The sequence below is a fragment of the Candidatus Mycosynbacter amalyticus genome (assembly GCF_025273655.1).
GTDB lineage: Bacteria > Patescibacteriota > Saccharimonadia > Saccharimonadales > Saccharimonadaceae > Mycosynbacter > Mycosynbacter amalyticus.
In genome coordinates, this window is record NZ_CP045921.1 from 791,881 (window position 1) to 817,454 (window position 25,574).

The following is a 25,574-nucleotide window of genomic DNA, read 5'->3' on the forward strand; positions in this document are numbered from 1 at the left end:
TATGAAAATATTGATAGGAATTCACTATTTTCCACCACATGTCGGCGGTATGGAGATTGTCGCTAAAACTCAGGCCACGCAACTAGCAGCCGCAGGTCATGAGGTGACAGTGCTGACCAGCGCGGCCGATGCTTCCCCGAGCACGCAACAAGAGCATGGTTATACGTTGCAGCGTCTCGGGGTCTGGAACTGGTTTGAGCGTGCCATGGGAGTACCCTTTCCTGTGTTTGGGCCATCATTGATAATACAAAGCTTTCGCCGAGTGCAGGATGCGGATGTAGTACACCTCCACGATGTGTTCTACGAAACGTCGTGGATATTGGCACTGTGGGCGCTCTTGCTACGGAAACCGGTCATCGTGACGCAGCACGTCGACATGATCCCACACCCGAACCCACTCGTGCGGTTTGTGCAGTGGGCTGTATACCATACATGCGGCAAATTTGTGTTTGCCGTGGCGCGACGTGTCGCGGTACTCAATTCAAACGTGCGCGACTTTTTGCTACGGCTCGGCGTACCGGCGCGCAAGCTCGTATTCATGCCAAATGGCGTCGACTTCTCGCTGTTTCATCCAGACGATAGTGTTGACCGTACCGAAGTGCGTACCCGGTATTCCCTGCCGCTCGACCAGCCCATTGCCTTATTCGTAGGACGATTTGTACCAAAAAAGGGGTTTGATAAGCTACTGCAGGCCACATCTGCCGGCTATCACATCGCACTCGCTGGCGGCTCAGCACCGGACGGTATGTCGTCGGATACAGACAAGACTTTCCTAGGCTCTCGCACTCCCGCTGAACTTGCCGAGCTCTACAACGCGGTCGATATGTTTGTACTGCCGAGTGAGGGCGAGGGGTTTCCGCTTACAGTCCAAGAAGCCATGGCGTCGCAGTTGCCCATCGTGATTTCGCACAACCCTGGCTACGATATTTATGAACTCGACAATGAGCTGTGCGAGCAAATCACCCCCACGATCCCCACTATCCGTAACACTCTCACACGGCTAGCCGGCGACGGTAAATTACGTGCGCGTATGGCTGACTACTCGCACCGTTATGCGCGGGAGCATTTCAGTTGGGATACCAACATTCGCCAGCTTCAAGCGATCTATGAGGAGGTACGATGAAACTACTTTTTGTGTCGCCCTACTACGCACCTAGTGTTGGTGGTGTACAGCAATATGTCGCTGATCTCGTCGCCGCATACAAACTTGAACACGAGATCATCATCGTGACAACTAGCCCGAATCACGACAGCGTCACGAAAAAAGTTGAAGACGGGATAGTAATTTACTATCTACCGGTGCTCCGCACTATTGCCAACACTCCCTACCATCCACGCTGGAAATCACAACTGAAAGAGATTTTCGACTACGAAGCACCGGACGTGATCAATGCACATGCCCCGGTACCGTGGTTTGCCGACATGGCCGAGCGTGCCAATCGTGGAACATACCCTTTTGTACTAACCTACCATGCCGGTAGCATGAAGAAAGGTCGTTTGCTACCAGATATTGTAATTCGCCTCTACGAACGCTTTGTATTGCCCCGAACCCTTCGCGCCGCATCCAAACTGGTCGCCGTGTACCCACCGTTTATCACACAAATTCTCGGTAACTCTCGCCAAGTGCACCATATTACTCCTGGTATAGCGACAGATTTCTTTACGCCGTCAGCTACGCCTGCAATGTATGACGCGCTGTTTGTGGGGCGTCTCGAAAGAACATCTGAATGGAAAGGTGTCGATGTTGCACTTGCCGCGGTGGCTGAACTTGCGAAGCGTGGTCAGCATATAACGCTGGCGATCGCTGGCGACGGTGATGCGCGCACACAGTATACGCTTCGTGCCGATGAGTTGGGAATCGCGTCGCAGGTGACGTTTCTCGGATCGTGCGACCGCACACGGCTTCGTGATGTATATCGGGCGAGTAAATTTGTCGTATTGCCGTCTAAGACAGAGGCGGAATCATTTGGTATGGTTGTCGCCGAAGCAGCAAGCTGCGGTATACCGGCTATCGGCTCACGCGTTGGTGGTGTACCCTACGTGATCGATGACGGCGAAACGGGTATACTCGTGGAACCAGGCAGTATCGAATCGCTCGCAGATGCCATGAGCTGGTTCCTGACTGATGACGAGTGGCGCACATCGTGTGGAGCAGCGGCCCGTGAGCGCGCCACACACCTCTTTGCACTCCAGAATACTACCGAGTCCACAGAAAAAGTACTCGCCAATGCACTCCGCTCACCCCACCCCAAAAACCTCCAGATTGTCGCCTACTACCCGCCCGCTCTCGGTGGCATGGAGCGTGTAGCCGAAAACGTCGCACTTGAGCTGGCCGACTCTGGTGAAACTGTCGAAGTGGTAACATCATCTATCGGTTTCGAGCCGGATTACCACGACGAAATAAAAGATGGCTACCACGTATCTCGATTGCCTGGTGTCATGCTTGGGGGGCTGCCTGTGATACCGAGTCTGTTTTGGCATCTGCTACGTCAGCCGCGCGGCAGTATTTACCATGTGCATGTTGCACAAGCATTTATGCCAGAAGTTGCCTATCTAGCGTCTCGCCTGCGCGGCGGTACTTTTGTGGCGCATTTTCATCTCGATGTCGTGCCATCCGGTATGTTTGGTCAGCTATTTGTGCTTTACAAACAGCTCCTGTTTCCGAGAATGCTACAGCATGCCGATAAAGTTATCGTGTTTTCTGAAGATCAGCGCGAGCTTGTCATGCGCAAATATCAAGTTGATCACACTCGCGTACATATCGTACCAAACGGCATTCGTCGCGGTTTTCAGCGCCTCGCACCACGCACCACACTTTCCTCCACTCCACGCCTATTATTTGTCGGTCGATTGAGCCATCAGAAGAATCTGTCGTATTTACTTGACGCGCTTGATGGTATTTCCGATAAATTTTCGACACATATCGTCGGTGACGGCGAACTAAGACCAGAGCTTGAGCAGCAAGCTGCCACACTCAATTTGCACAATGTAGCGTTTGTTGGCCGCAAAGATGACGACGATCTGCGCCAAGAATATGACAACGCCGACATATTTGTACTGCCGAGCGAACGCGAAGGCATGCCGCTCGTACTGATCGACGCGATGGCCATGCGCCTACCTGCTATCGGCACCGACGTACTCGGTACGCGAGACATGATCGAGCCCGGCAAAAACGGTCAGCTAGTACCACTTGATCAGCCGGCAGCATTTCGCCAGGCGTTACTTGACGCCATCGCGTCCGATGCAGACTATGCGCGCATGAGTGACGACGCCTATGAGTACGTACGCGAATTAGCATGGCCCCACCTCACCAGGCGACTAATCACGGAGGTATATTCTTGACTAAAAGCGCTCGCACATTTCCCTACTGGCTGATTTTTGGCATAGGACTAGTTCTTGCAAATGTCGCCTACTTTGTACCACCGCCAGTAGGCTGGGTACTCACACTCAGCTACTTCTTGTTTGTACCGGGTTATTTGGTGCTACAGTTCATCGCCCGAAAAACCTGGTCTCGCTGGGAAACGCTCAGTTTTGCGCTAGGTCTGAGCATTCTGTTCCTCATGCTCGTAGGTCTAGCGATCAACAGTCTCGGCTACATGGGGCTCCGAGCTCCACTCAGTACTGTCGGTATATTTATCGCACTTGATGTCGGTATGCTGCCGCTCCTCGCCGCCACATGGCGCCGTAGGCTCAGCCTGCAACCTAGCCATGATGTCATAACGTTCAAGTGGCACCGCCTGTTTGGTGCGATACTTCTACTGCTACCGGTTGCTGCTGCCGCTGGTGCCGTGCGACTCAACAATGGCGCTTCAAACGAGGTCACGCTCATGATGTTTGCCGTGATTGCTGTGACATTTGTCATACTCATGCTGCGCACTTCTATGCAGCGATACTATCCGTTGGCACTATTTCTGTTTGCACTGTCAATATTACTAAGTGTATCATTGCGTGGCTGGGACATCACGGGGCATGATATCCAACGTGAATTCAATGTATTCCAGCTGACTATGCAACAAAATATGTGGGATATTGCGCGGTTTCGTGATCCGTATAATGCCTGCCTTAGTATCACCCTACTACCAACTATGCTTGCCAAGATCACTGGTATTCCTGATGCCTACATCTTCAAAGTTGTGTTTCAGTTCATCGCCGCATTCGCTGTCATACCCGCGTATTTCTTCGTGCGACGACTTCATGGCCCACGTGATGCATTCCTGGCGGGCTTCATCTTCCTGCTCTTTCCGACATTTCTCGGCGACATGGCGATGCTCAACCGCCAAGAGATTGCATTTCTCTTCTTTGGCCTGATCATGTTGCTCATGTTGCTCGCAGTTGAGTATCGACGCGCTCAAGTCTTAACCATTCTACTCCTCATTGGACTTACTCTGTCGCACTACTCGAGTAGCTATATCATGATCGGCCTCATGTTAGCAGCCTGGTGTGTCAACTTTGTAGTGCTGCGCATCACCAAGCCACGGTTTGCCACCGAAAACGTCAACGTCTTCCCTATTATGACACTACCGATTATCATCTTCGCAGGTATCTTCGTGTTTACTTGGAACGATCAAATCACTCAGACCACAAAGGGCCTCAACTCTACGATTTCGAAGACGCTCGAAAGCATTGGGTCGGACAAAAAATCAGGCTCCCAGGCAAGCGACGTGAGCTATAGCCTGTTCGGTGGCAAACAGGCCAGTCCACAGGAAATTATCACTGCGTACACTCAAGAAACCACTGGCGAAAAAGTTCATGTTGCCGCCGTACCACAGCCAACACTTCCCGTCACACCACTTGGTCAACTGCTCGGTGGTGAAAAGATATTGGCAAGTCTACATGGCATGATCCGTGGTGGCATCGCCAAACTTTTACAGCTACTCATTGTGGTTGGCTGCCTAGTACTGTGGTGGCGTATCAAGCGTCGTCGCCATAACAAATACGACCTCTATGTATTATCGCTATGCGGAGGCTCGACGCTACTCCTTGTAGCACTTACCGTACTCCCTCAGTTATCGGTCGATTATGGCGTGCTACGCCTGTTCCAGCAGCTCTTGTTTATCTTGGCACTCCCTATTATCGCTGCGCTCATTTGGGTAGGAACACTTGTGACAAAACACGCCAATCGCATTTATGCCTGCGTGGCAATTTTCCTCGCGTGCATCTTTCTACACACCAGCGGCTTCTTCACGCAAATCACCGGCGCCTACACACCGCAGCTTGCGCTCAACAATTCCGGCTTCTACTACGACGCATACTACACAACCGATTCCGAACGAAGCGCCGCTGGCTGGCTAGCCGAACGCAGTGATAAACAGCAGCATCCAGACACATCGGTGGCACTTGATGTCTACGGTGTACTAAGATTTTCGCGTGTAGACCAGCAGCAGATTGCACTGACGAGTCCGTTCACACCATCCACGCGAGCCTATGTATATCACTACAAACACCCCGACACATTCATCGTCAACATCAACAGCAATCTTTACTACTATAAAGTCGATCGCACCAACGCCCGCGAAGATACCGTCTACAGCAACGGCTACAGTGAGATCGGCAAACTCGTGGAGGCAAGGTCATGAGCACACTCACTCAAAAAATCACTGCGCTGAGGACAGATCGTCAAATGAAAAACTCACTCTATCTGCTCGTCGGTTCACTTGCCACTGCTGGGTTTGGGTTCATCTTCTGGATCATCGCGGCACGTCTATTTGACCCACCGACCGTTGGCATCGCAACAGTGCTCGTATCACTTTCGAGCCTCATATCACTCCTGAGTCTCGCGGGCTTTGACTCATCGTTCGTGCGCTTCTTGCCCCGCTCACAGCACAAAAATGCCTATATTAATAGTGGCATGGTCGTGACAACCGCTCTTAGTATCATCTTGTCATGCGTGTTTCTGGTCATCAGCTATTTCACAACGCCAGATCTACGAGGCATCATCTCAAGCCCACTTATCATAGTACTGTTTACTACCCTCACGGTCGCCTCATCCCTCAATCTTCTTACCAATTCCGTCTTCATTGCCCACAGGGAGGCTGGATATATTGTTGTCATCAACACCGTGTTCAACATAGTCAAAGTCATCTTGCCCTTTGCGTTTATACCGTATGGTTCCGTGGGGGTATTTGTGGCGGCGGGCGCCGCGCAGGCTGTAGGGCTTGTGCTGAGTCTCTACTATATGCATGTCCGCTACAACTATCGTCCTCGCCTTGCGATTGACAGCCGGGCTTTACGTCAGACGTTTTCGTACACATTTGGCGTCTACGTTGGCAGCGTACTTAATCTCTTACCACCTACCTTGCTACCGCTTATCATTACCCAGCAGCTTGGCGCTGCGTCAACTGCCTACTACTATATGGCGTTCAATATTGTCACGATTATATTTACAGTCGCATACTCTGCCATGCAATCTGCTTTTGCCGAAAGTGCGCATGACGAGACGAAACTGCGACAAAATGTCCTGCAGGGCATCAAATCAAGTCTATTCTTTACAATTCCCGCCATTGCTGGCTGCTTAATGCTTGGTTCACACGTGCTTGGGGTTTTCGGTCATGCCTATGCTCAGGCGGCCACGCCGTTGCTGTGGATCATGGGCCTGTCTGCTGTGGCGGTTACCCTCTATTCAGCGCTTGGGGCCGTACTCAAAATTGCGCATGATACTACGTCATTTATCGCCACAAATGTAGCCTATGTGCTCGTCATTGTTGTGGGGTCATATCTCCTCATGCCGCAGTACGGACTGCTCGGTATCGGATACGCGTGGTTTGCCGGCAATATCATCGCAATCATCGTAGGCGGCTTGTGCCATGTGCGCTATCGCCGAACGATGACGATCACCGCTGCCGATACTGCTCATCCACCAGCACAATAGCTTCTTCAGCACGAGCGATATATGCAGGCAATCTTGCTTCAAGCTGCGCTTTGTAGTCATCACCATGCGCCACTAGCTCGTCGAAGAGTGTCTCGATCCTGTCGGCGCGAACGTCTTCGATTTTGAGTGTCCACTGCGACAGATCGAGATCACGCATAATACCGCTCGTCTTGTGCTCGTACTCGATAGCAATGGCGGGCACGTATGACGTGAGTGAAAAAATAACTGAGTGGAAGCGTGTGCCAATGATATAGTCGAGTTCGTCGTACATTGCCTTCACGTCTCGATGCGTGTACTCATCTTCCATGACATGCACCTCGCTGACATGTGTCATGCGGTTAGCAATACTACGACTCACCTGACGATCGTCGTCGTGATTGTGTGTCGAGGTTACTTGTGGGATGAATACAATATCTACATTATGCCGCTCCACAATGCCATCAAGCGCATCAGCCATGGCCTGCTCGTAGTGATCCTGCGCAGCTGCATCCATCCATTTTCGTGCCGTCACCCCTACAAGCGTCCGCGATGCATCGACTCCTATATGTGTACGTAGTCCTGCCGATTCATCTGCCCGAAACGCAAAACCAGAATCAACCGCACGACGTACATTTTGCTCGACACCGATACTCCCAAGTAAATCTAACGACGTATCTTCGCGTATCAGCACAAGCCCTGCGTGCCGAAATCTCGCCGCCACCAGGCGTCGCTCTATATCATGGTAAAATGGCCCGACCGACATGGTATATAGGTATGTCGGTTTGCGCAGCAGTTCTGCCAGGCGCAGTGGGTGCAACATCAGTAGCAAGTTCACAAACGTCACCATGTCACCACTCGTACGAAAATACCCACCCCCTACGGTGATGACCATATCTGAGCGCAGGTAGAGCCGAGCTACTTCGCGAATCCGCCCGGGCAACGGCAGCTGCACTCGCAGCAGACGATACACCCATGCCCATAGCAGCGTATAACTCATCATCGTCGTGGCATAGACGAGCTTGCCTATACGTGTACGTGGTCGATTGAGCGCGTAGTACATGAAGGCTTCGTGCAGCGGCGCATCAGCAAACATTGCACCTTCTGCGATTTCGTCAATCGTCAAAATATCTATCGCAGTATCCGAACCATATTGCCGGCGAATATCGCCGACTAAAACATCGAGTAACGCGGCGTCACCCTTGTTGTCGGTTGAGTATGCATGACTTATCAGTACTCTCACTCTTACCAGCCTAGCACACTCAGTTTGCCATGGTCTACCCGTACGCGGTATACTAGAATGTAATGGTTATGACGATAGTGGACGCCCATAACATCTCCAAAACCTATGCTGGAAACGGCCAAAAAACCACTGTCCTCCACGATATTTCATTGAGGATTTATGAGCATGAGTTTGTGGCAATTGTCGGTCCGTCTGGCTCGGGCAAATCTACACTCGTGAAGCTACTTGGACTGCTTGATAAACCAGGGCGAGGCACGATCAAACTGTTTGGTGAGACACTACCGCGTAGCGACAAAGCTCAGTCGCGCATCCGTAACGAGCAGATCGGCTTCGTGTTTCAAGATTACCGACTTATCCCTCACTACAGTGCACTCGATAACGTCGCTGTACCACTCAAAATTGCAGGCTACAGTCGAGGACACCAGAAGAAACGAGCCGCCGAGCTTCTCAAGCTTGTTGGCCTAGAATCGGTTGCTCACCATAAGGCCAGCCAGCTGTCTGGAGGCCAGCAACAGCGCGTGGGAATTGCGAGAGCCCTCGTACTACAGCCCAAACTCCTTATCGCCGACGAGCCGACTGGCAATCTTGACTCGGCTACTGGCGAATCAATTATGAAGATTTTGCGCACCATCCATAGTAAACTCGGCACGACACTAGTAGTTGTGACACATAGCGCAGAAGTGGCAGCTCAGGCGTCTCGCACAATTACAATTCGCGATGGCCGAGTTGCAGGAGAGCAACTATGAAAATAACCGAATATCTCGGTACCGCCCTACGCGACATCGCCACACAGCCACTTCGCTGCCTCCTGACTGTAAGTGCAGTCACACTGAGTAGCGCGTTGCTTGTCACACTCGTGTCGGTCGGTATCACGACACGCGGTGCAATCGTCGGACACTTCACACAAGGAGATTCACTCTCAAGCGTCATTGTGAGCGCCAACAGCGCCGTGAGTGGCGGCTTGTTCAGCAGCAGTGTCCAGCAAACTCAGGAAAATGCCGAAAAGCTCACTGATGAAACTGTTACAAAACTCCGAGCGATTCCGCATGTCACCAGTGCATCGCCGCAAGTATCAGTATGGGAGCTCAAGAGCTTCCAACTAGATGGCTCCTCGTCATCGTTTGTCGCGACAGCTATCGCTACGTCACAAGACTCACTCAGCACACAACCACTTGCCGCTGGCACATGGTTTGACAACACCAGTAGTGAACCACGTGTTGTGCTGGGCAACGGCTACCTACGGGCGCTCGGTATCGCAAATCCAGATGAAGTAATAGGCAAACAGCTTACATTTACTACCGTCGCCGGGTACCGTGGAATAGGCGCCGACATCCCATCATGGCAGGCCAATGCCGACGAGCGGCGGGCATTTGAACAGCAGAAAACTACCCTGCGAGCAACTGTCGTTGGCGTTACCCAGCCTTCAGTCACCGACAGTCGCATCTATCTGCCGATGCAGTGGGGTCATCAGATTCAGTCACCACGTGCCTCGACTCCAAGCGGCGAGACAAGTGTCGACAATATTGACAAAAATGGCTACACCAGTGTGGTGGTCAAAACCAACTCCCAGGAATCCGTGTCAAGCGTCGCAACCGCTATCAACGATCTAGGATTTGGTACCGCCACCTACCAGAAGCAGATTGAGCAGATCAACCAGCTCTCTATCGTGATGTGGCTCATACTCGGCGCTGTAGCGCTTATCAGCCTCATCAGCGCGTCGCTTGGTATCGTCAACACGCTCCTCATGTCGGTATCGGAACAGAAAAAAACTATTCAAATCTGGCGTGCTGCCGGAGCAAGTCGAGGGCTGATCGCGAGACTCTACATATTGCAAGCGTTTCTGCTGGGACTTGTCGGGGCGAGTATCGGTGCCGGGATAGGCTACGTTGCCTGCGGCCTACTTAATACGCGCATAGAAAAAGTGCTAAATGCCCAGGGACTTACATCGCTCCAACTGCCAGATGTGCCCATCTGGATCATACTTGGCGGAATTGGATTGTCAGTCCTCCTCGCTATGCTGGCCGCCGCCTATCCCGCTCGGGTGGCTGCACGTAGTATCGTCGACTAAGCCGAGACTACTCCTCCACCGAGACATATATCCCCGTCATAGATCACGACCGACTGGCCGGGTGCGACGGCACGCTGCGCATCGTCGAGTTGCAGTATATCGCCTACGAGGCGAGCAGTTACTAGTGGTGCGCGGTGACGCACACGAATCTGATACACACCATCGCCAGGATGATGGCTTATCCAGTGGACGGCACCAAGTTGAATTTCATGGCGCCAGAGCGATTCGTCTTGCAGATTTGTCGATACATAGACTTCGTTTCGCTCCATGTCTTTGCCCACCACATAGTACGGCAAGCCCCCGCCGATATCGAGTCCATGGCGTTGACCTATCGTATAGAAGATAGCGCCGTCGTGCATGCCGAGGTTTTTGCCAGATTCTTTGTCGATAATTGCGCCCGGCTGTGTGTCCACATACTGACCGAGAAACTCTTTGATTCCCACACGACCGACGAAGCAGATGCCCATCGACTCTTTTTTGGTGGCAGTATAGAGTCCGCGCTTACTAGCCATTTCACGCACTTCTGGCTTCGTATAGCCACCCAGTGGAAACAAAGTCTTTGCGAGTGCATCCGCAGTAACTCGATACAAGAAATACGTCTGATCTTTGTTGCCATCGACAGCACGCAGTAACTTGCCATCTTGTGTCTGTGCATAATGACCCGTAGCAATCATATCTGCACCATCGGCCAGAGCCGCCTCGAGAAACAGTTTAAACTTTACTTCTTGATTGCACATAATGTCAGGATTTGGCGTACGACCTTCCTTATATGTTTCAATCATGTAGCCCACAACTTTATCACGGTACTCCTGCTCGAAATCAAACACTTTCAGATCAATTCCCAGCTGCACAGCCACGCGCTTGGCGTCGGCTAGATCTTCAGCCCATGGACATTTCATACCCGGTAAATCCTGGCTCCAGTTTTTCATATACACACCGGTCACATCATACCCCTGCTCTACGAGCAGTGCTGCCGTGAGGCTACTGTCGACACCGCCACTCATACCGACATATACTTTAGTCATCTCGAAATCCCCACATACACAAGCACGATCTTGATCAGCTCGCTGAGCGCCAACCACCAACCAGTTGGTGTTAACCACCACCACTGTGACCACTGATTATCATGTTGAACGGGATGGTTCACGATCTGCGTGTTTGCACCCACAGTGCTGCGAAACTCTAGACCGGCTCGGCGCTGATGATAGGCCGACGTCACCAGAATCACGCGGCGATCATCGTTGCTCGCAAGTACGCTACTCGAAAGTTGTGCATTTTGGCGCGTCGTCTCGGATAGCTCCTCTGTGGTGATAGCGTCCTCGGGCACACCGGCGGCAATCGCCCGTTCGCGCATGGCCTCGGCATTGCTTGGACCAGATTTGTCCGCTGCCGCACCAGAAAATATAAGCTTTGGTGCCCAACCATGGGTATACAATGACACCGCTTCGTCCGTGCGGGCTTGTGTATCACCACCACTCACCGCCACTATCACATCCGCAGCCTGACATCCCGGCGTATCACTCGGGCTCACGTCGCATTTCGCTAGATCATCCGGTGCTAGATATGCACCGACGAGCAGCACTATCAAAGCCACCCCACAGAAAGAGGCAATGAGTTTGATCACAGCTGTACTCCCGTGCGAGTAGCTTCGCGCTCTACCGCTGCAATGATTCGCTCAGTCGCAGCTGCCACCGATGCGTCGGTGGTGCCACGTCCCAGCGTGAGACGAATACTCCCGTCCGCCACGTCGTCAGCCAGACCGATGGCCGTGAGCACCGACGAGCGCGTCCCGCTGTTAGCCGCACAGGCGCTCCCTGTTGCCACCAGTACATTATCCATCTCAAGTATGAAAACAAGTCGCTCGGCGTCGATACCAGGAAACGAAATATGGCAGAAATTTGCTAGTCGGTGGCGCGGATGTCCAGAGAGTATGGCCGTCGAGAAACGACTCGTAAGTGTTCGCTCAAGCGTGTCACGCAGTGCGCCGAGACGTTTTGTCTCACCAGCTCGTTTATCAGCAGCAATACGTGCCGCTTCGGCAAATCCTATGGTGCCAGCGACGTTTTCGGTACCGCTCCGCAGCCCAGCCTCTTGGCCGCCGCCGACAATTCGCGGGGTAATGATAATGCCCGGACGAATCCATAGCGCACCCACCTGCTTAGGTCCATAAATCTTGGCCGCGTTGAGTGTGAGCAGATCGACACCGAGTCGACCCACATGGATGTCGATAAGCCCAAATCCCTGCGATGCATCGCAGTGTAATACTAGCGGAGTGCGATTACCACGGCTCAAGCGCTCGGCCCTCTTAGTAGCCACCATCGCAGCAATCTCACGGACTGGCTGGATGCTGCCGATTTCGTGATTTGCTAGTGCAACACTCACTAGCTCTGTATCCTCTTGAATCGCACTATCTACTTGTCCTGCCGTAACCTGACCATGCTTGTTGACCGGAAGTATCGTGCCACCATCCGCTTCGATCACTCGCAGTACACTGGCGTGCTCGGCTGCGGTCGTGATCTTGTGGCCAGAAAATCCACCAATTGCAAGATTGATCGATTCAGTGGCACCAGCTGTCATCACGAGCTCGTCGCCAGTCGCACCGATTGTATGCGCAAGCATCTGCTTCGCTGTTTCGTATTCACGGCGTACCTCGACTGCCTGCGCATATGGGCTCGAGGGATTGTAGAAATGTTCAGAAAAATACGGCTTCATCGCAGCAAATACCCGTTCATCGACGGGCGTTGCAGCTGCATAGTCAAAATAATAGACAGATGAGACCATGGTATATATTATACCGTATGTGCTTGAAGTGGGTGCTGATGCTGTGGCTCAATATGATACAGCTCACGAGCTACGCGTTCGTAGTAGAGATGGATCGCCGCCATGAAGTTTTCGAGCTCCTGGCCTTCGATAAAGTTATACCTCGCACCTTCTTGCACTTTTAGGATGCCGTTTTCGTGCACCTCATAGCGAATTGTCATATTCATACGCTGACCCGTCATAGCATCGTTCCACTCGTCATACCAGATCCAAGTAGACAGATCAAGATTGAAGAATTCACGGCGATGACCTTTTGGTACACTACCAAATAGCTGTGCGCCAATATCACTCTCGAGCTGGATAAGTTCGCGCTCGGTCAGTTTCTGAAAAGGACGCTTCAGTGGTTTCTGCGTCTTCTCTGCGGTTTTGGGCAGATGAACTGCCATATCAGCAGACGCCGGTTCGGTGCCGACGAGCAGATTCAAGGTTTTTTGGAGCAAGCTAGGCATACGTCTGTACGTCTCCGCTGCCGTGTAGTTTGTGCTCGCGCAGCTGTTTGAGCATCGTTGCAAGCGACAGCGCATCTTGCACTTCGGCACGTTCACGTGGCTGCTCCAGGGTGTGCGAATCTAGAGCCTGCCGAGAGGTATAGGCAGTCTCTTCGTATCCCATTTCAATTGTATCGATATCTGACGCTGGGCTCATATATCTTTACTCCACGATTTTTTAAGTAGTGTTCTATATAGCCGACGCAAAACGAAACAACGCTTCGGCGTTGGCGGTGGTACGCTGAGCAAGCTCACTAAGCTCCAAGCCGCGCGTGGCAGCATGGTACTTGGCGACCTCCTTCACCATACCTGGCTCATTCACTTTACCACGAAAAGGCACAGGTGTCAAGAACGGTGAATCTGTCTCTACCAGTAGTCGATCGAGTGGAATTGCCATAAACATGGCTTTTTGTCGCTCATCTTTAGTAAATGTGCTAATTCCGTTGACCGCGACATACATACCTCTATCAAGCCCATGCTCTAGGTTTTGCACGGAATCAGTAAAACTATGCAGTACACCACGTATCCCCGAGAAATTATCAAACACTGGCCAAAAATCTTCGAACGCGTCGCGCACATGAAATGATACAGGAAGATTATGCTTGCGAGCAATTTGCAATTGGGTTTCGAGCGCCGCTATCTGGACGTCGCGTGGACTATGGCCATAGTAATAATCCAGACCTACTTCACCTATCGCTACTACTTTTGGTCGACTCGCCAAGTCGGCAATCGCGGCATAGCCATCCTTGGTATCGTGTGGATGCACACCGACGGTCGCATACACACCGTCGTGCGTCGCCGCAAACTCCACCGCACCATGCGAACTCTGCTCACTCGTACCGACGCACAATAGTGTCTGCACCCCAGCCTCTCGCGCCCGTGTCAGCGTTTCATCGACGTCGAGCGGATAGTCGGCTTCGTGGATATGACAATGCGTATCAACTAGCTGTGGTATGTTTGGCACGCGGATCCTCGGTATGAAGATATATCTTAGGGAAGAGCACACCCTGATCGTGCACCACGCCGCCTTCGAACGTCGCACGTATCTTTTCGGCAACACCCGGCATGAATGGCATGAGTAGGGCGGCAACTTGCTCAAGTGAGCCAACGCAGTTTTCTAGAATTTCCGCCAAATGTTCGGCCGCATCCGGATCTTCATCTTTTTTCTTGGCTACTTCCCATGGCTTAACACTGTCGAGATACTGATTAACTGCACGAATCTCCGTCCACACTATGTCGAGTGCTTCGTTGAATTTAAGCGCGTCCATGGCATCTCGGTAGAGCTGGATGTCGTGCTCGCCCTTCTTCACTTCACCGATGACACCCGCCTGATAGCGAGTAATCATGCTGGCAATGCGCTGTACTAGATTGCCGAGATCGTTGCCGAGTTCGTTGTTATAGGCAGTTTCAAACTTCTCCCAGGTGAAGTCACCGTCATCTTGAGTAGGGATGTGACGTGCCATGTAGTAGCGAAACGCATCGAGACCGTAGCTATCGATTACCTCGTTTGGATCGATCACATTGCCGACTGTCTTGCTCATCTTTTTGCCATCGCTGCCTATGTGTCCATGCACAAGCAGTTTCTTTGGTAGCGGCAAATCGAGTGCCATGAGCATAGCAGGCCAGATGATCGCGTGAAAACGCAAGATGTCTTTGCCAATTACTTGCACATCAGCAGGCCAGTAGTCTTTCCATTCGTCGTGATCCGGATAACCCAATACCGTCAAATAGTTGCTCAGTGCGTCGACCCACACATACATCACCTGGTTCGGATCGCCCGGCACACCGATTCCCCAACTAAGGTTTTTGCGCGGACGGGAAATACTAAGGTCTTCGAGGCCGTCTTTGATAAGATTCAGTACTTCGTTTTTGCGGAATTCTGGGACGATACGAAGCTTGTCGGTCTCGATAGCCTCTTGGATGCGCGGTGCAAATTCACTCAGTTTGAAGTAATAGTTTTCTTCACTGAGGCGTTCGTAGGGTACACCATGATCTGGTGAGATGCCGTTGTTCGCAGCCGCGACTTTGTCGCTCACGAACGACTCTTCACCCACACTGTACCAGCCTTCGTAGCTGCCTTTGTAGATATACAGTGCCATCTGCTGCCAGATATACTGTGCCGCACCTACGTGATGCTCGTCGCTAGTGCGGATGAAGTCTGTGTACTCGGCACCGACTTCACTCATGAGGTCTTTGAACGCGAGATGCGTCTCATCAACATATGCTTTCGGCTCTTTGCCCGCCTCTTTTGCTTTGGCGGCAATCTTGTTGCCATGCTCGTCAGTACCGACCTGCATGCGCACATCATGACCCAACTGGATCTGGTAGCGTCGCCATACATCTGCCAGCAGATAGTCCAGTGCATTGCCGATGTGTGGTTTGGCATTGGCATAGGGGATGGCGGTCGTGATGTATAGTTTTTTGCTCATTACAGCTTATTATACCAGTGTTTGCATATTGCGTAATATATTGAAAAATATAATCGGTATATGTATAATCGAAGGCAAGCAAACACCGTTTGCCTAAAACACGAGGGTTACCTCGTCTTTTCATTCGTGAGCGTTATTCTCACCCAATATCAAGAAGAGGTGTGTCATGGGTTTCATGCCCGGATGCAACAAACCCGACTGGAAGTGCCGAGCGGGAGACACATGCAGCTACTGCCAGCGTCAGCTGAACAGGGTCGCACAGGAAGCCGAGACTCCACCCCTACGTAATCGCAGTAGTCGTCAAGGACAAGCGACATACGGTAGAGGCAGCCAAAGTGGTGGCTACGGACGTTCAGCCTACAGCATGAGGAGCGGAACGTTCGATGGGCTGCCCTCGCTATCGCGAAAGCGAGATGATGGTGCAATCGAAATCTTCTATCAAGAAGGTTCGGTCGACATGGACGACGAGAGCCATGGGCATGCCGTCATCAAAGATGGGCGCCTGATCTACAAGCGTGAGCCCGGCGAGAAGTCTCCGGCTGTTGACCGCTGAATCACACAAGACCTCGAGCCATGTCTAAGAACTGGCTCCCCCACCTTAATTCTAGACTATACTTATACTATGCTCAATCACACTATTATCATTCTCGGACACTACATTTCCGATACACGGAAGGTCGGTAGATTCGACATATCGTCGATAGAAGCTATACGTGGAAACAACCCAGAAGACATCTTCTACATATGCACTGTTCAAGCAAACATATTCGTCATTTACGAGACTGACTACGTGGGTGATATTAGCTATATTTGCAAAGAAGTCTCTGAAATTATCGAAACAGATCAATCAAACTGTAAGCTACTCCTGCCAACAATAAGCAGCCGGCAGAGAAAGTCAGCTACCCACACAGAGGATGATAGCGTATACATACTTCGAGGAACTCACCCTACATACAAATATCTCGTCTTTGCTATCCATCGCAGCCCGTCCGAGTAGTCTATCAACTATTGATTTTGCCTAATAGTTTGCATGAGAGATCAGCCTAACCGACACACAATCGCATGACGGCCAGGCTGTTTCCCACCACGAAGTGCAGCACTATGCGAGAAGAAGTCCGGATCGGTAACAGTATCACGAGCATCGATAGCGATGTTGCTTCGCGAGACGCCAACAGCCATGAGTTGTTCGGCGGCAACGTCGTGCAGCGAGCGGTTTTCGAATCCATAGAGCGGGTAGTGCGCTTTGTCCGCAGCCGGGCTGAGATAGACCAGCAGTTCATCTGGCACCACACCAAATTGCGCCAGATAATCAACCGATTTCGTACCACCCTGTTGCTCGAGATTATGGCGGCCAAGATGTGAGAGCATGAGAGTACGAGTAGGCGGATGATACAACACCGCAGCGATACAATCAGCGATAGGTAGAAAAAGCGCAATGTCAGACTGTCGTGTCACAAGCGCATCGGAAATTATATCTTGAGGCTGCACAAATCCCGCACCCGCCTCACCACTCGTCACTTCGTGATACCGACAGAAATCAACCGTATCATACGAAAGCCGGAGCAGGACCGCCTGCACTGGCGAGATATCATGCTTAGCGAGAAATGTAGCTGTTGCTTGGTCGTGAATCTCCGGCTCTGGAGTCAGACTCGAACGAAGCGACCCGTCGGCCGTGGTAGAGAGAATGATCTCGATATCAGGATGCAGCTGCACGGTACGCCTCGGCCAGCCGTTTCCAGTCTTCGACAGACAGAGATTCGGCGCGTTCGTCAGGGGAGATATCAACACCAGCTAGTAGTGTATCAACATTGTCTTTGGCCATGCCAAGTCCACCGCTGAGGCTTGAGCGTAGCTTTTTACGCTTAGCACTGAAGCCAGCTTTGACAACACGAAAAAGCAATTTCTCGTCGACGCCGTCGGGCAATGTGAGCTGCTTAGTGCGCAACGTCACGACCTGCGAGTCGACTTTTGGCGGCGGCGTGAAGAGCTCGGCAGGCACTACGTCGCCGAGTGATACATCGGCATAGAGCTGTGCACTGACGGCCAGGATGCTCATGTCGCCGGGACGAGCGGCCACACGCTCGGCCACTTCTTTTTGGATAAGAAGTGTCACCACACTCGGCTGGTTATCCTCTGTCATGAACTTCTGGATAATCTTGCTGGTGATGTAGTAGGGGACATTGGCTACGACTTTGTAGCCCGCGGGTAGATCGCGCGTATCATAGGCCAAGATATCACTGTGTACTACTTCGAGGTTTTTGCCAGGGAACTGACCCGGGAGCTTGCGTGCTAAGTCCGGGTCAAACTCAACCGCTATCACCTGCTCTGCCCTGCCGAGCAAGATAGAGGTGAGGGTACCGAGACCTGGACCGACTTCGAGCACTGTATCCTGCATGTTCACATTGGCTTCGTCAGCGATGTGATCAAGCACGAAGCGGTCATGAAGCCAGTGCTGGCCAAGCGATTTTTTGGTCGGCACGCTAGCGTCCGTCCCCGTTTGTCCAGTCGGTCGCGAGATCAAATCCGTGCGGATGCACCGCAGCGAAGCCACCAGTATCGTAGACTTTACCCGGCCCCATACTTGTCTCGACGACAGAGCAACGTGGGTAGTTGGACAGATTGGCTGCGATAAGAATGTAGCCGTCTTTATCTACCTTGGCACCGTCGGCGCGGATGGTATAGTCACCGCCGCCACAGGCACCCATGGTCACGTTCATTGGGAGGTCGTAGTAGGTCTCACGGTGTGTCACACCCTTGCTATCGGTAAACTGCTGGGCGCCCTTGGATTTGGTGAGCGGATTGGCGCCTTTGCTGCCAATCACTTCTACCTGCTCTTTTGGCTCGGTGAGTGTGACACTCTGGATGACCTTGCGACTCACCTCTCGCCCACCTTCACGGACGATTTCGTAGACCACGCTCTTTTTGCCCGTTGCACCCGGCGTTTGCACGGCACGATAGCTAGTCGGTTGGTCGGCATCGAGAATTTGGCGTGTCGCAAACGACACCTCTTCTTCGACCGTAGTCGTCTGGAGACCTTCTCGCCAGATCTCGATTGTCATGCCCGAAGTAACAAGTGTCGACTGTGGTACAGACACACTGTCTGTTGCGGTAAGTTTAACGCCTTTTTCCGTGAGCAGCTCACCCACAGTAGCAGCATGTGTGTAAATCTGGCTCGGCGCACCATAGAGCGAGAGCGTCACTGGTACTGCGCGATCGATGATAAGCTTACTCCCCACTCCATCACTCAGCACGTCTTCCGACTGAGAAAGCATCAGGTTGTCTTCGTCGCGCACAGCTATGCCAGCATCTCTGGCAATATCGCTCGGTGCACTTGCCGGAGTGAGTACTTGCTCGCGCTTCATACCATCTACTACCATGACAGGACGCGCTCGGTAGATATTGACCGTGTAGTTCTGAGCTGCATAGACAGTGTCAGCGGCAGGCTCCACACGGTCGTGGGTAGCGAGTGGAATTTCGGCTTGCCTCAGCGTATCGGCTACTGTTTGAGCTCGCGTGAGTACGACACGCTTTTGCCCCTGATCATAAATGGTGATGGCGTGTTGCTTGTCGCTCCGCGAGCTACTAGGCGACGCGGCAAATACAGTGCCGGTTGCGCCAACTGTCAGCAACGCAAAAAGCGCCACGAACAAGCCAATTCGTGGCCGCATGAGTGACATTACACACATAGTTAGTAATTTCATAAGAGGTGGCGATGCTTCGTACTCTCACAAAAGCTATCTATACCATCATACCACATATGGAGCAATAATGCAAGTATAGCACTAGCGGTATATGTCTTGCAGACCAAGTTTGCGCGAGCATGACGGCCACGGCGACCAGCCGCGTGATTTATACGTCTGCCAGGCTTTTTCGTCTTGGACTGCCGGTGGTGCCAGCGAGGCGTTGGCATAGCCACCGAAGTTTGCCCAGGTGCTGATGTCGTACTGATATGCACCGTAATAGCCGTTGCCCGTATTGGAGGTATAGCTTCCCTCACACGAACGTAGCTGTGACAATGCACCGGCAAAGCCACCATTGGCCGTACTATCAATCTTGGCGCCGACCACTACTACTTCCTTCTGCGGTTGCTGGGTCACAACGCTCTGAATTTCTTTGCGTGCAACTTCTTGACCGTTTTTCATTGTCACTTCGTAGGTGACGGTTTTTTTACCTTTTACGCCAGGCGTACGCACTTGCTTGTAACCCACAGGTTGATCACCGTCCTGAATCTGCTCAGTGCCGAACTCCACATCTTGATCCTCATTAACTGTCTGAACACCGTTACGCCAAATTTCGACCGTCATACCCTCGGAGATCGCAGTTTCCTGCGCCACAGAGACTGTATCATCCGTCGCCAATGTGACAGATTTCTCCTTTAGCAAGTCGGCAACGGTAGCAGTATGTGTGTAGACAGTAGTACGTTTGCCATAGAGCACAAGATTGGCGGTGGTCGCTCGGTCGACGAGCAGTTTACTTCCCACGCCATCGGCCAACACGTCCTCGGACTGGGTAAGCGTCAATTTATCTTCGTCATGGAGCGCTAGGCCAGCATGCTTGGCAATATCACGAGGCGAACTATACGGCGACAATACTTGCTCGCGCTTCATACCGTCGACAATCATGACAGGGCGTGCTCGGTAGATATTGACCGTATACTGCTGTGCAGCATATTCGGTATCGAGTGACGGCTCAACCTTGTCGTGATCGGACAGCGTGACATCGGCTTGCTTGAGTGTGTCGCGCACCGTGTGAGATTTGGTAAGCACTACTCGCTTCTGCCCTTGGTCATAGATAGTGATAACATGCTGACCACGAGGCACTGGCTTGTCACTTGCCGCACCGACGCTATGCGTCAGACCGATCATAGCAGCCAAAAGTACGACAGCAATACACGCTACGCGCAGCGTCACCAGACGATGGTAATACTCTGTACTGATTTTCATAAATCTCTAGGCGTTCGTCGCTCTGCTACACGAGCAAAGTTACTCATTTTATTGTAGCAAGTTCATCACGCGCCGACAACAGTCCGAGCGCACCATGCACCACGGGCTGAATTGGCGTCGGCAGCCTGTCTAGGTCACACCAACGGTACGCATAAATCTCAAACTTATCCGCACGCACCAGAAGTAACTCTTCGGCACGAAGCCGCACGAGGACAATAGGCGCCCGGTAGCTACCCGACGGTAATTCACCTAGCGATATGACGCGATCTGCGCCAATCTCCAGATCCAGCTCTTCGGCTAACTCCCGTAGCGCTGCCACCTCCGGCGTCTCATGGCGTTTCATGCCGCCGCCAGGCAGTGTCCAACGACGATCGCCAAGTGAATTCATAACAAGCAGGATTTGCCCCTCGGGGGCAATCACAAGCGCCCTGGCACGCTTAGCTCGTGTAATATTGTTGAGCAGGTAGAATACAGTCAGCGCCAGAGGACCAATTAGCTTCATCATGAAGTAATAGCTGCGCCACATCACAGTTTCTCGAGGCGAGCGTATTCGATATTGAGCTTTTTGATCGAGCCGTTATCGAACTCAATCGTCACCGCCATACCATCCACATCTACTACTGTTCCTGCGCCAAACTGCGCAGATTTAACACGTTCACCACTGCCGAGCATTTCGTCGGAGTAGAAATCGTCGAAATGCGACGCCTCGGCACGCATCGGCTCACGACCGCCAGCTAGGCCATCGATCTCCTTTAGGAAGCGTGATGGTTCATTGTAGCTCGTCTGCTGAAACGTACGGCGACTCGAGGCATAGCTAAGCCATAGCTCCTCACGGGCACGCGTCATACCGACATAGCAAAGACGGCGTTCTTCTTCGATGTCGTCCGGCGTGCCATCGAACACTCGCGCATGCGGCAGTACACCCTCTTCCATACCCACCATATGTACCACTGGGAATTCGAGGCCTTTGGCAGCGTGCAGTGTCATCAACGTGACCTGTCCCTTTTCGTTTGCCTTATCGGTACTCGACATGAGCGCCACCTCTTCCAGAAATGTCTGGACATCGGCATATGTAGCGGCTTCGGCTACCAGCGAAGCGATGTTTTCGATGCGCTCATCGGCTTTGGGTGTGCCATCGTCAAGATGTGTACGATAGTGCGAGACATCGTAGATGTATTCGATTACATCACCCGGCGGTGTGTTGTCGGCTAGTTTCACCTGGATGATCCGGAACATGTCGCCAAGACTCACGAGAGCTGTGCGTGCCCTACCCGTAACGCTACTCGACTGCTCCGCGTTTGTCATGGCAGCTATAATATCCATGCCACTCGCGCGCTGCCATGTCAGGAACTTCTCGACACTCACCGTGCCAATACCGCGTGCCGGTGTATTAACGATGCGCAGAAAGCTGGCGACATCGCTCGGTTGATATGCGAGGCGCAAATACGCCAAAATATCTTTTACTTCGGCGCGGTCGAGAAAGCGCATACCGCCAATAATCTGCACTGGCATAAACCGCTGCCGGAATGCCCGCTCCAGGGCAAAGCTCTGGGCGTTGGTGCGATATAGTACTGCGAAATCGTCGTATTCACGCCCGCCCATTCGCACCTGCACGTCGACATGATCTGCCACGGCGGCGGCCTCTTCGTCTTCACTGTAGTACGCTTGCAGCTGCAACGCTGAACCTTGCTTACTGTCAGTCCAAAGCATTTTTTCGGTACGGTTTTTGTTGTGTGCGATGACTTGCTGCGCCGCATCGAGAATCGCCTGGGTACTGCGATAATTTTGCTCGAGCTTCACAACTTCAGCCCCTGGAAAATCTCGTTCAAAATTAAGGATATTGGTAAAATCAGCGCCCCGCCAACTATAGATCGACTGCCAATCATCACCTACTACACAGATGTTACGATCCGTATTGACAAGTAGTTTGACAATCGCGTACTGAGCGGCATTGGTATCCTGATACTCATCGATGAGGATATGACGAAAGCGCTGTTGCCATTTCTGACGCACTTCTGGCACATCGCGCAGCAAGCGCACAACCTCTATGAGTAAGTCATCGAAGTCCAGCGCGCCACTTGCCCGTCGTTGCTTCTCATATTCCGCGTACACCTCGGCAATCATCTGCTGGTACGGGTATTTGGCGTTAGCCAACATCGTCTCTGGGTCATTCAGTTTATTTTTCTCTGTAGAGATGATCGAGCTGGCAGCATTTGCTTTGAGCTGTTTGTCGGTCACACCCAGTGTCTTCATAGCCTGTTTGATGACGCTGCGACGATCGTCTTCATCATAAATCACAAAGTTGGACTGAATACCAATGTGTGTGCCGTCCATGCGAAGTAGGCGTACACAAATACTATGGAACGTCCCCATCCAAGGCATAAAATCACGTTTGGCAGCGTCTTGTTGTAAGATGTCAGCTAGACGAAAGCGCATTTCACGTGCCGCTTTGTTAGTAAACGTCACAGCCAGAATTTCGTTCGGCCAGACACCCTGCTCAGCGATAAGATAGGCAATACGGTGGGTGAGTGCTTTGGTCTTGCCGCTGCCCGCCCCTGCCAGTATGAGCACCGGCCCGTCTGTAGTCTGCACCGCCCTAGCTTGCGGCTCGTTGAGTCCCTCGAGAATATTCATTGTATCTAGTATATACTATCGTGACTACAGAGCGACAGGGAGTAAGCCGCCAAACCATGCCGCTACCGCGCCGCCAACCGCCAGCAAGATAATGATGATGATCGCGATAATCCATCCCCAGCCAGATGATTTCTTGGCAGGGTGCTCAATAGGCTGCTGGTAAGTCTGAGGGTCGAAGATAGCACCAGATTCATCATCTTCGGATGCAGTACGAGGCTGCTCTTTGTATTGGCGGGCGATGGAAGCCGGACCGGCTGGTACCTTGTTGGTAGCCATGGCTTTGTCCCCTCCAGCCTCGTTATTTTTCGATTCAGATGCAGGAGCGCCAGATTCGATGGCAAGCAGATCGCTCGCAAGTTCCTCTGGGATGGGAGTATTTTCTGGCTCGGGCGCAGGAGCTACCGGCTCTTCTGCAGGCTGTTCGACAGATGAGGTTGTAGTACTGACAGGCTCAGATACCTCGGACTCGGCCACGTCAGACAAGCCGCCCAGCGGTCGCTTCTCTACCTTGGCATCACTGAGAAACGGTGAAACGGCAGGCGCAGAAGTCTCGACCGGTGCAGCGCCCAACTCAGCTGCGATTGCCTCGACAGAATCATCACCTGTAGGGGCGTCACCGACAGACGGCGCTTCTTCGGGCACCGAGTCTAGTGCGGTAGCTTCGGCCTCTGGCGCAGTCTCCAGCCCAGTCTCGCCTGCAGGGGCGTTACCTACCACAGGATCATGACCTTCACTGACAAATAGCTCGTTGATTGCCGCCTCGAGGCTCGTATTCGTCTCCGGGCTCGCCTCGACATTTAGCGTATCAGGTGTCTGCTCTGGAGCTACTTCTACCGAGGTGTCGTCACTCGCAGATGCAGGTGTAGCAACAGCCGACGGCCTGGAAGTCGAGGTGCCCGTACTTTGGCCAGGCCGCACCACATCCATAAAGCGCCCTTCTCGGTGCGGAATACGACGAGTGGCGGGTGGCGAGGGCGCTACAGGAGTAGCCACCACTGGCTCTGCTGTGGCAGCTACTGACACTTCTGGCGCTAGAGTTGGCGTAACTGTGTTGTCATCCGCAGGCATAACACTTTTGCGCTGCAAGGTGCTTCGTGAGGCATTTGCGACACTCGGCATAATACGTGAGTGCACGGCATGAGCAGAAATACTTGGCGATGACTCGGTAGTCTGTGGCTCTGAGACCGGAGATGACACTACGTCCACAGGAGTAAGAGGCTCAGCAGTAGGGGTCGTGCCAGCATCGGCAGGCGTGTCGCTACTCAGTGCAGATGCAACCGCACGATCCAGCTCATCAAAATCAAGATCTTTCATACGCTAGCCCGACCTTTACTGCACTACCACGTGTGCTTTTTTGATAATTTCACTAAATTCATGTAACTTCAGACTCGCACCACCGACGAGCAATCCATCGATACCCTTGATACGCAGGTAGTCGCTGGCGCTATCGGCCGTGACACTCCCGCCGTACAGTATACGCACTGCTGCGGCTTTCTCTTTGCCAAACAAATGCGCAATCTGGCTCCGAATCGTGAGTACAGCCGCCTCGACATCGTGTGGCGACGCATTACGACCAGTGCCGATTGCCCAGACTGGCTCGTAGGCTATCACTATATCGTTAATTTCTTCGCTGGTGATATTTGCGAGACCTCCCACGAGCTGATCGTGCAGTACATCGCGCATTTCACCGCTGGCACGCTCGTGCTCCGTCTCCCCAATACAGAGTACTGGTGTAATCTGGTTGCGCAGTGCGGCCTGGACTTTTTCCCGGCTGTCTTTAATCTTCTCACCGAAGACATGGCGACGCTCGCTGTGCCCCACCAAACCATAATTCACCAGTCCACGTAGCTGCGTGGCCGACACCTCACCTGTGAAAGCCCCAAAATCACGCCAGTAGAAATTTTGCGCCGCTAGCTTCATCTTGTGACGGTTTACCTGAAGGCTCAGCGGCTGAACTGCAAGTGCTGTCGGAGCGACAACCACTTCGACATCGCGATGCCCCTGAATAGCTACGTCGAGTTTATGCAAATACACGCTCGCGTCGTGTACGCCTAGGTTCATCTTCCAATTCCCGATAATGAGCTTCTTGTGTCCGGCCATCGTTT

Annotated in this window: 23 protein-coding genes; 7 read left to right on the forward strand and 16 right to left on the reverse strand. The window is 52.4% G+C overall.

All coding sequences use genetic code 11. The annotated features are described in order from the left end of the window. The first annotated feature begins 1 nt into the window (after window position 1). Genes GII36_RS04390 through GII36_RS04405 form a run of 4 tightly spaced genes read left to right on the forward strand, consistent with a single transcriptional unit; the run spans window position 2 to window position 6,868 of the window. Complete coding sequence (locus GII36_RS04390) at window positions 2–1,123, forward strand: glycosyltransferase family 4 protein (RefSeq protein WP_260762868.1); 1,122 nt, start codon at window positions 2–4, stop codon at window positions 1,121–1,123. Continuing rightward, window positions 1,120–3,342 carry a glycosyltransferase family 4 protein gene (locus GII36_RS04395; RefSeq protein ID WP_260762870.1) on the forward strand — a complete coding sequence of 741 codons (2,223 nt, stop codon included), beginning with the start codon at window positions 1,120–1,122 and terminating at the stop codon, window positions 3,340–3,342. The genes GII36_RS04390 and GII36_RS04395 overlap by 4 nt, the downstream gene beginning before the upstream one ends. Further along, window positions 3,297–5,576 (forward strand): DUF2206 domain-containing protein, encoded by a 2,280-nt coding sequence (locus GII36_RS04400; RefSeq protein WP_260762872.1) that lies wholly within the window; start codon window positions 3,297–3,299, stop codon window positions 5,574–5,576. The genes GII36_RS04395 and GII36_RS04400 overlap by 46 nt, the downstream gene beginning before the upstream one ends. Further along, window positions 5,573–6,868 carry an oligosaccharide flippase family protein gene (locus GII36_RS04405; RefSeq protein ID WP_260762873.1) on the forward strand — a complete coding sequence of 432 codons (1,296 nt, stop codon included), beginning with the start codon at window positions 5,573–5,575 and terminating at the stop codon, window positions 6,866–6,868. The genes GII36_RS04400 and GII36_RS04405 overlap by 4 nt, the downstream gene beginning before the upstream one ends. On the opposite strand, the gene GII36_RS04410 is transcribed toward GII36_RS04405, so the two are convergent. Continuing rightward, window positions 6,831–8,087 (reverse strand): polysaccharide pyruvyl transferase family protein, encoded by a 1,257-nt coding sequence (locus tag GII36_RS04410; RefSeq protein WP_260762875.1) that lies wholly within the window; start codon window positions 8,085–8,087, stop codon window positions 6,831–6,833. The two genes, GII36_RS04405 and GII36_RS04410, sit on opposite strands and share 38 nt — an antisense overlap. A gap of 68 nt (window positions 8,088–8,155) precedes the next feature. Between GII36_RS04410 and GII36_RS04415 the strand changes: the two genes are divergently transcribed. Both GII36_RS04415 and GII36_RS04420 read left to right on the forward strand, forming a co-directional pair. Next, window positions 8,156–8,833, forward strand: a complete 678-nt coding sequence (locus tag GII36_RS04415; RefSeq protein WP_260762877.1) for an ABC transporter ATP-binding protein — start codon at window positions 8,156–8,158, stop codon at window positions 8,831–8,833. Further along, window positions 8,830–10,155 carry an ABC transporter permease gene (locus tag GII36_RS04420; protein WP_260762879.1) on the forward strand — a complete coding sequence of 442 codons (1,326 nt, stop codon included), beginning with the start codon at window positions 8,830–8,832 and terminating at the stop codon, window positions 10,153–10,155. Before GII36_RS04415 ends, GII36_RS04420 begins: the two co-directional genes overlap by 4 nt. On the opposite strand, the gene mnmA is transcribed toward GII36_RS04420, so the two are convergent. Genes mnmA through metG form a run of 7 tightly spaced genes read right to left on the reverse strand, consistent with a single transcriptional unit; the run spans window position 10,152 to window position 15,892 of the window. Beyond that, window positions 10,152–11,180, reverse strand: a complete 1,029-nt coding sequence (mnmA, locus tag GII36_RS04425) for a tRNA 2-thiouridine(34) synthase MnmA (RefSeq protein WP_260762881.1) — start codon at window positions 11,178–11,180, stop codon at window positions 10,152–10,154. The two genes, GII36_RS04420 and mnmA, sit on opposite strands and share 4 nt — an antisense overlap. Further along, window positions 11,177–11,779 (reverse strand): YdcF family protein, encoded by a 603-nt coding sequence (locus tag GII36_RS04430; protein WP_260762884.1) that lies wholly within the window; start codon window positions 11,777–11,779, stop codon window positions 11,177–11,179. Before GII36_RS04430 ends, mnmA begins: the two co-directional genes overlap by 4 nt. Beyond that, a complete protein-coding gene (locus tag GII36_RS04435) occupies window positions 11,776–12,936 on the reverse strand; it encodes a cysteine desulfurase family protein (RefSeq protein ID WP_260762886.1) in 1,161 nt (386 codons plus the stop codon). Before GII36_RS04435 ends, GII36_RS04430 begins: the two co-directional genes overlap by 4 nt. 8 nt (window positions 12,937–12,944) lie before the next feature. Next, a complete protein-coding gene (locus GII36_RS04440; RefSeq protein ID WP_260762888.1) occupies window positions 12,945–13,424 on the reverse strand; it encodes a hypothetical protein in 480 nt (159 codons plus the stop codon). Next, window positions 13,417–13,620: a hypothetical protein gene (locus GII36_RS04445; protein WP_260762891.1), complete on the reverse strand. Its 204-nt coding sequence runs from the start codon at window positions 13,618–13,620 to the stop codon at window positions 13,417–13,419. The genes GII36_RS04440 and GII36_RS04445 overlap by 8 nt, the downstream gene beginning before the upstream one ends. Before the next feature lie 33 nt (window positions 13,621–13,653). Further along, window positions 13,654–14,427, reverse strand: coding sequence for a TatD family hydrolase (locus GII36_RS04450; RefSeq protein WP_260762893.1), 774 nt, complete (start codon window positions 14,425–14,427; stop codon window positions 13,654–13,656). Further along, window positions 14,402–15,892, reverse strand: a complete 1,491-nt coding sequence (metG, locus tag GII36_RS04455; RefSeq protein ID WP_260762894.1) for a methionine--tRNA ligase — start codon at window positions 15,890–15,892, stop codon at window positions 14,402–14,404. Before metG ends, GII36_RS04450 begins: the two co-directional genes overlap by 26 nt. Window positions 15,893–16,058: 166 nt before the next feature. Here metG and GII36_RS04460 point away from each other — a divergent pair, with 166 nt between their 5' ends. Beyond that, complete coding sequence (locus GII36_RS04460) at window positions 16,059–16,445, forward strand: hypothetical protein (RefSeq protein WP_260762896.1); 387 nt, start codon at window positions 16,059–16,061, stop codon at window positions 16,443–16,445. A 485-nt stretch (window positions 16,446–16,930) separates the two neighbouring features. Here the strand turns inward: GII36_RS04460 and GII36_RS04465 are convergent, their stop codons facing one another. From GII36_RS04465 to tpiA, 8 genes are all read right to left on the reverse strand, one after another. Further along, window positions 16,931–17,605, reverse strand: a complete 675-nt coding sequence (locus GII36_RS04465) for a laccase domain-containing protein (RefSeq protein ID WP_260762898.1) — start codon at window positions 17,603–17,605, stop codon at window positions 16,931–16,933. Continuing rightward, window positions 17,589–18,371: a 16S rRNA (adenine(1518)-N(6)/adenine(1519)-N(6))-dimethyltransferase RsmA gene (rsmA, locus tag GII36_RS04470; protein ID WP_260762900.1), complete on the reverse strand. Its 783-nt coding sequence runs from the start codon at window positions 18,369–18,371 to the stop codon at window positions 17,589–17,591. The genes GII36_RS04465 and rsmA overlap by 17 nt, the downstream gene beginning before the upstream one ends. 1 nt (window position 18,372) lies before the next feature. Beyond that, window positions 18,373–19,560 (reverse strand): resuscitation-promoting factor, encoded by a 1,188-nt coding sequence (locus tag GII36_RS04475; protein WP_260762902.1) that lies wholly within the window; start codon window positions 19,558–19,560, stop codon window positions 18,373–18,375. A 114-nt stretch (window positions 19,561–19,674) separates the two neighbouring features. Continuing rightward, complete coding sequence (locus tag GII36_RS04480) at window positions 19,675–20,835, reverse strand: resuscitation-promoting factor (RefSeq protein ID WP_260762905.1); 1,161 nt, start codon at window positions 20,833–20,835, stop codon at window positions 19,675–19,677. A 43-nt stretch (window positions 20,836–20,878) separates the two neighbouring features. Beyond that, entirely contained in the window at window positions 20,879–21,361 is a 483-nt protein-coding gene (locus tag GII36_RS04485) for an NUDIX hydrolase (RefSeq protein ID WP_260764374.1), read from the reverse strand. Then, window positions 21,361–23,469, reverse strand: coding sequence for an ATP-dependent helicase (locus GII36_RS04490; RefSeq protein ID WP_260762908.1), 2,109 nt, complete (start codon window positions 23,467–23,469; stop codon window positions 21,361–21,363). The genes GII36_RS04485 and GII36_RS04490 overlap by 1 nt, the downstream gene beginning before the upstream one ends. A 24-nt stretch (window positions 23,470–23,493) precedes the next feature. Then, window positions 23,494–24,783, reverse strand: a complete 1,290-nt coding sequence (locus tag GII36_RS04495; RefSeq protein WP_260762910.1) for a hypothetical protein — start codon at window positions 24,781–24,783, stop codon at window positions 23,494–23,496. A gap of 15 nt (window positions 24,784–24,798) precedes the next feature. Beyond that, window positions 24,799–25,569: a triose-phosphate isomerase gene (gene tpiA / locus GII36_RS04500; protein WP_260762912.1), complete on the reverse strand. Its 771-nt coding sequence runs from the start codon at window positions 25,567–25,569 to the stop codon at window positions 24,799–24,801. Between the last annotated feature and the right edge of the window lie 5 nt (window positions 25,570–25,574).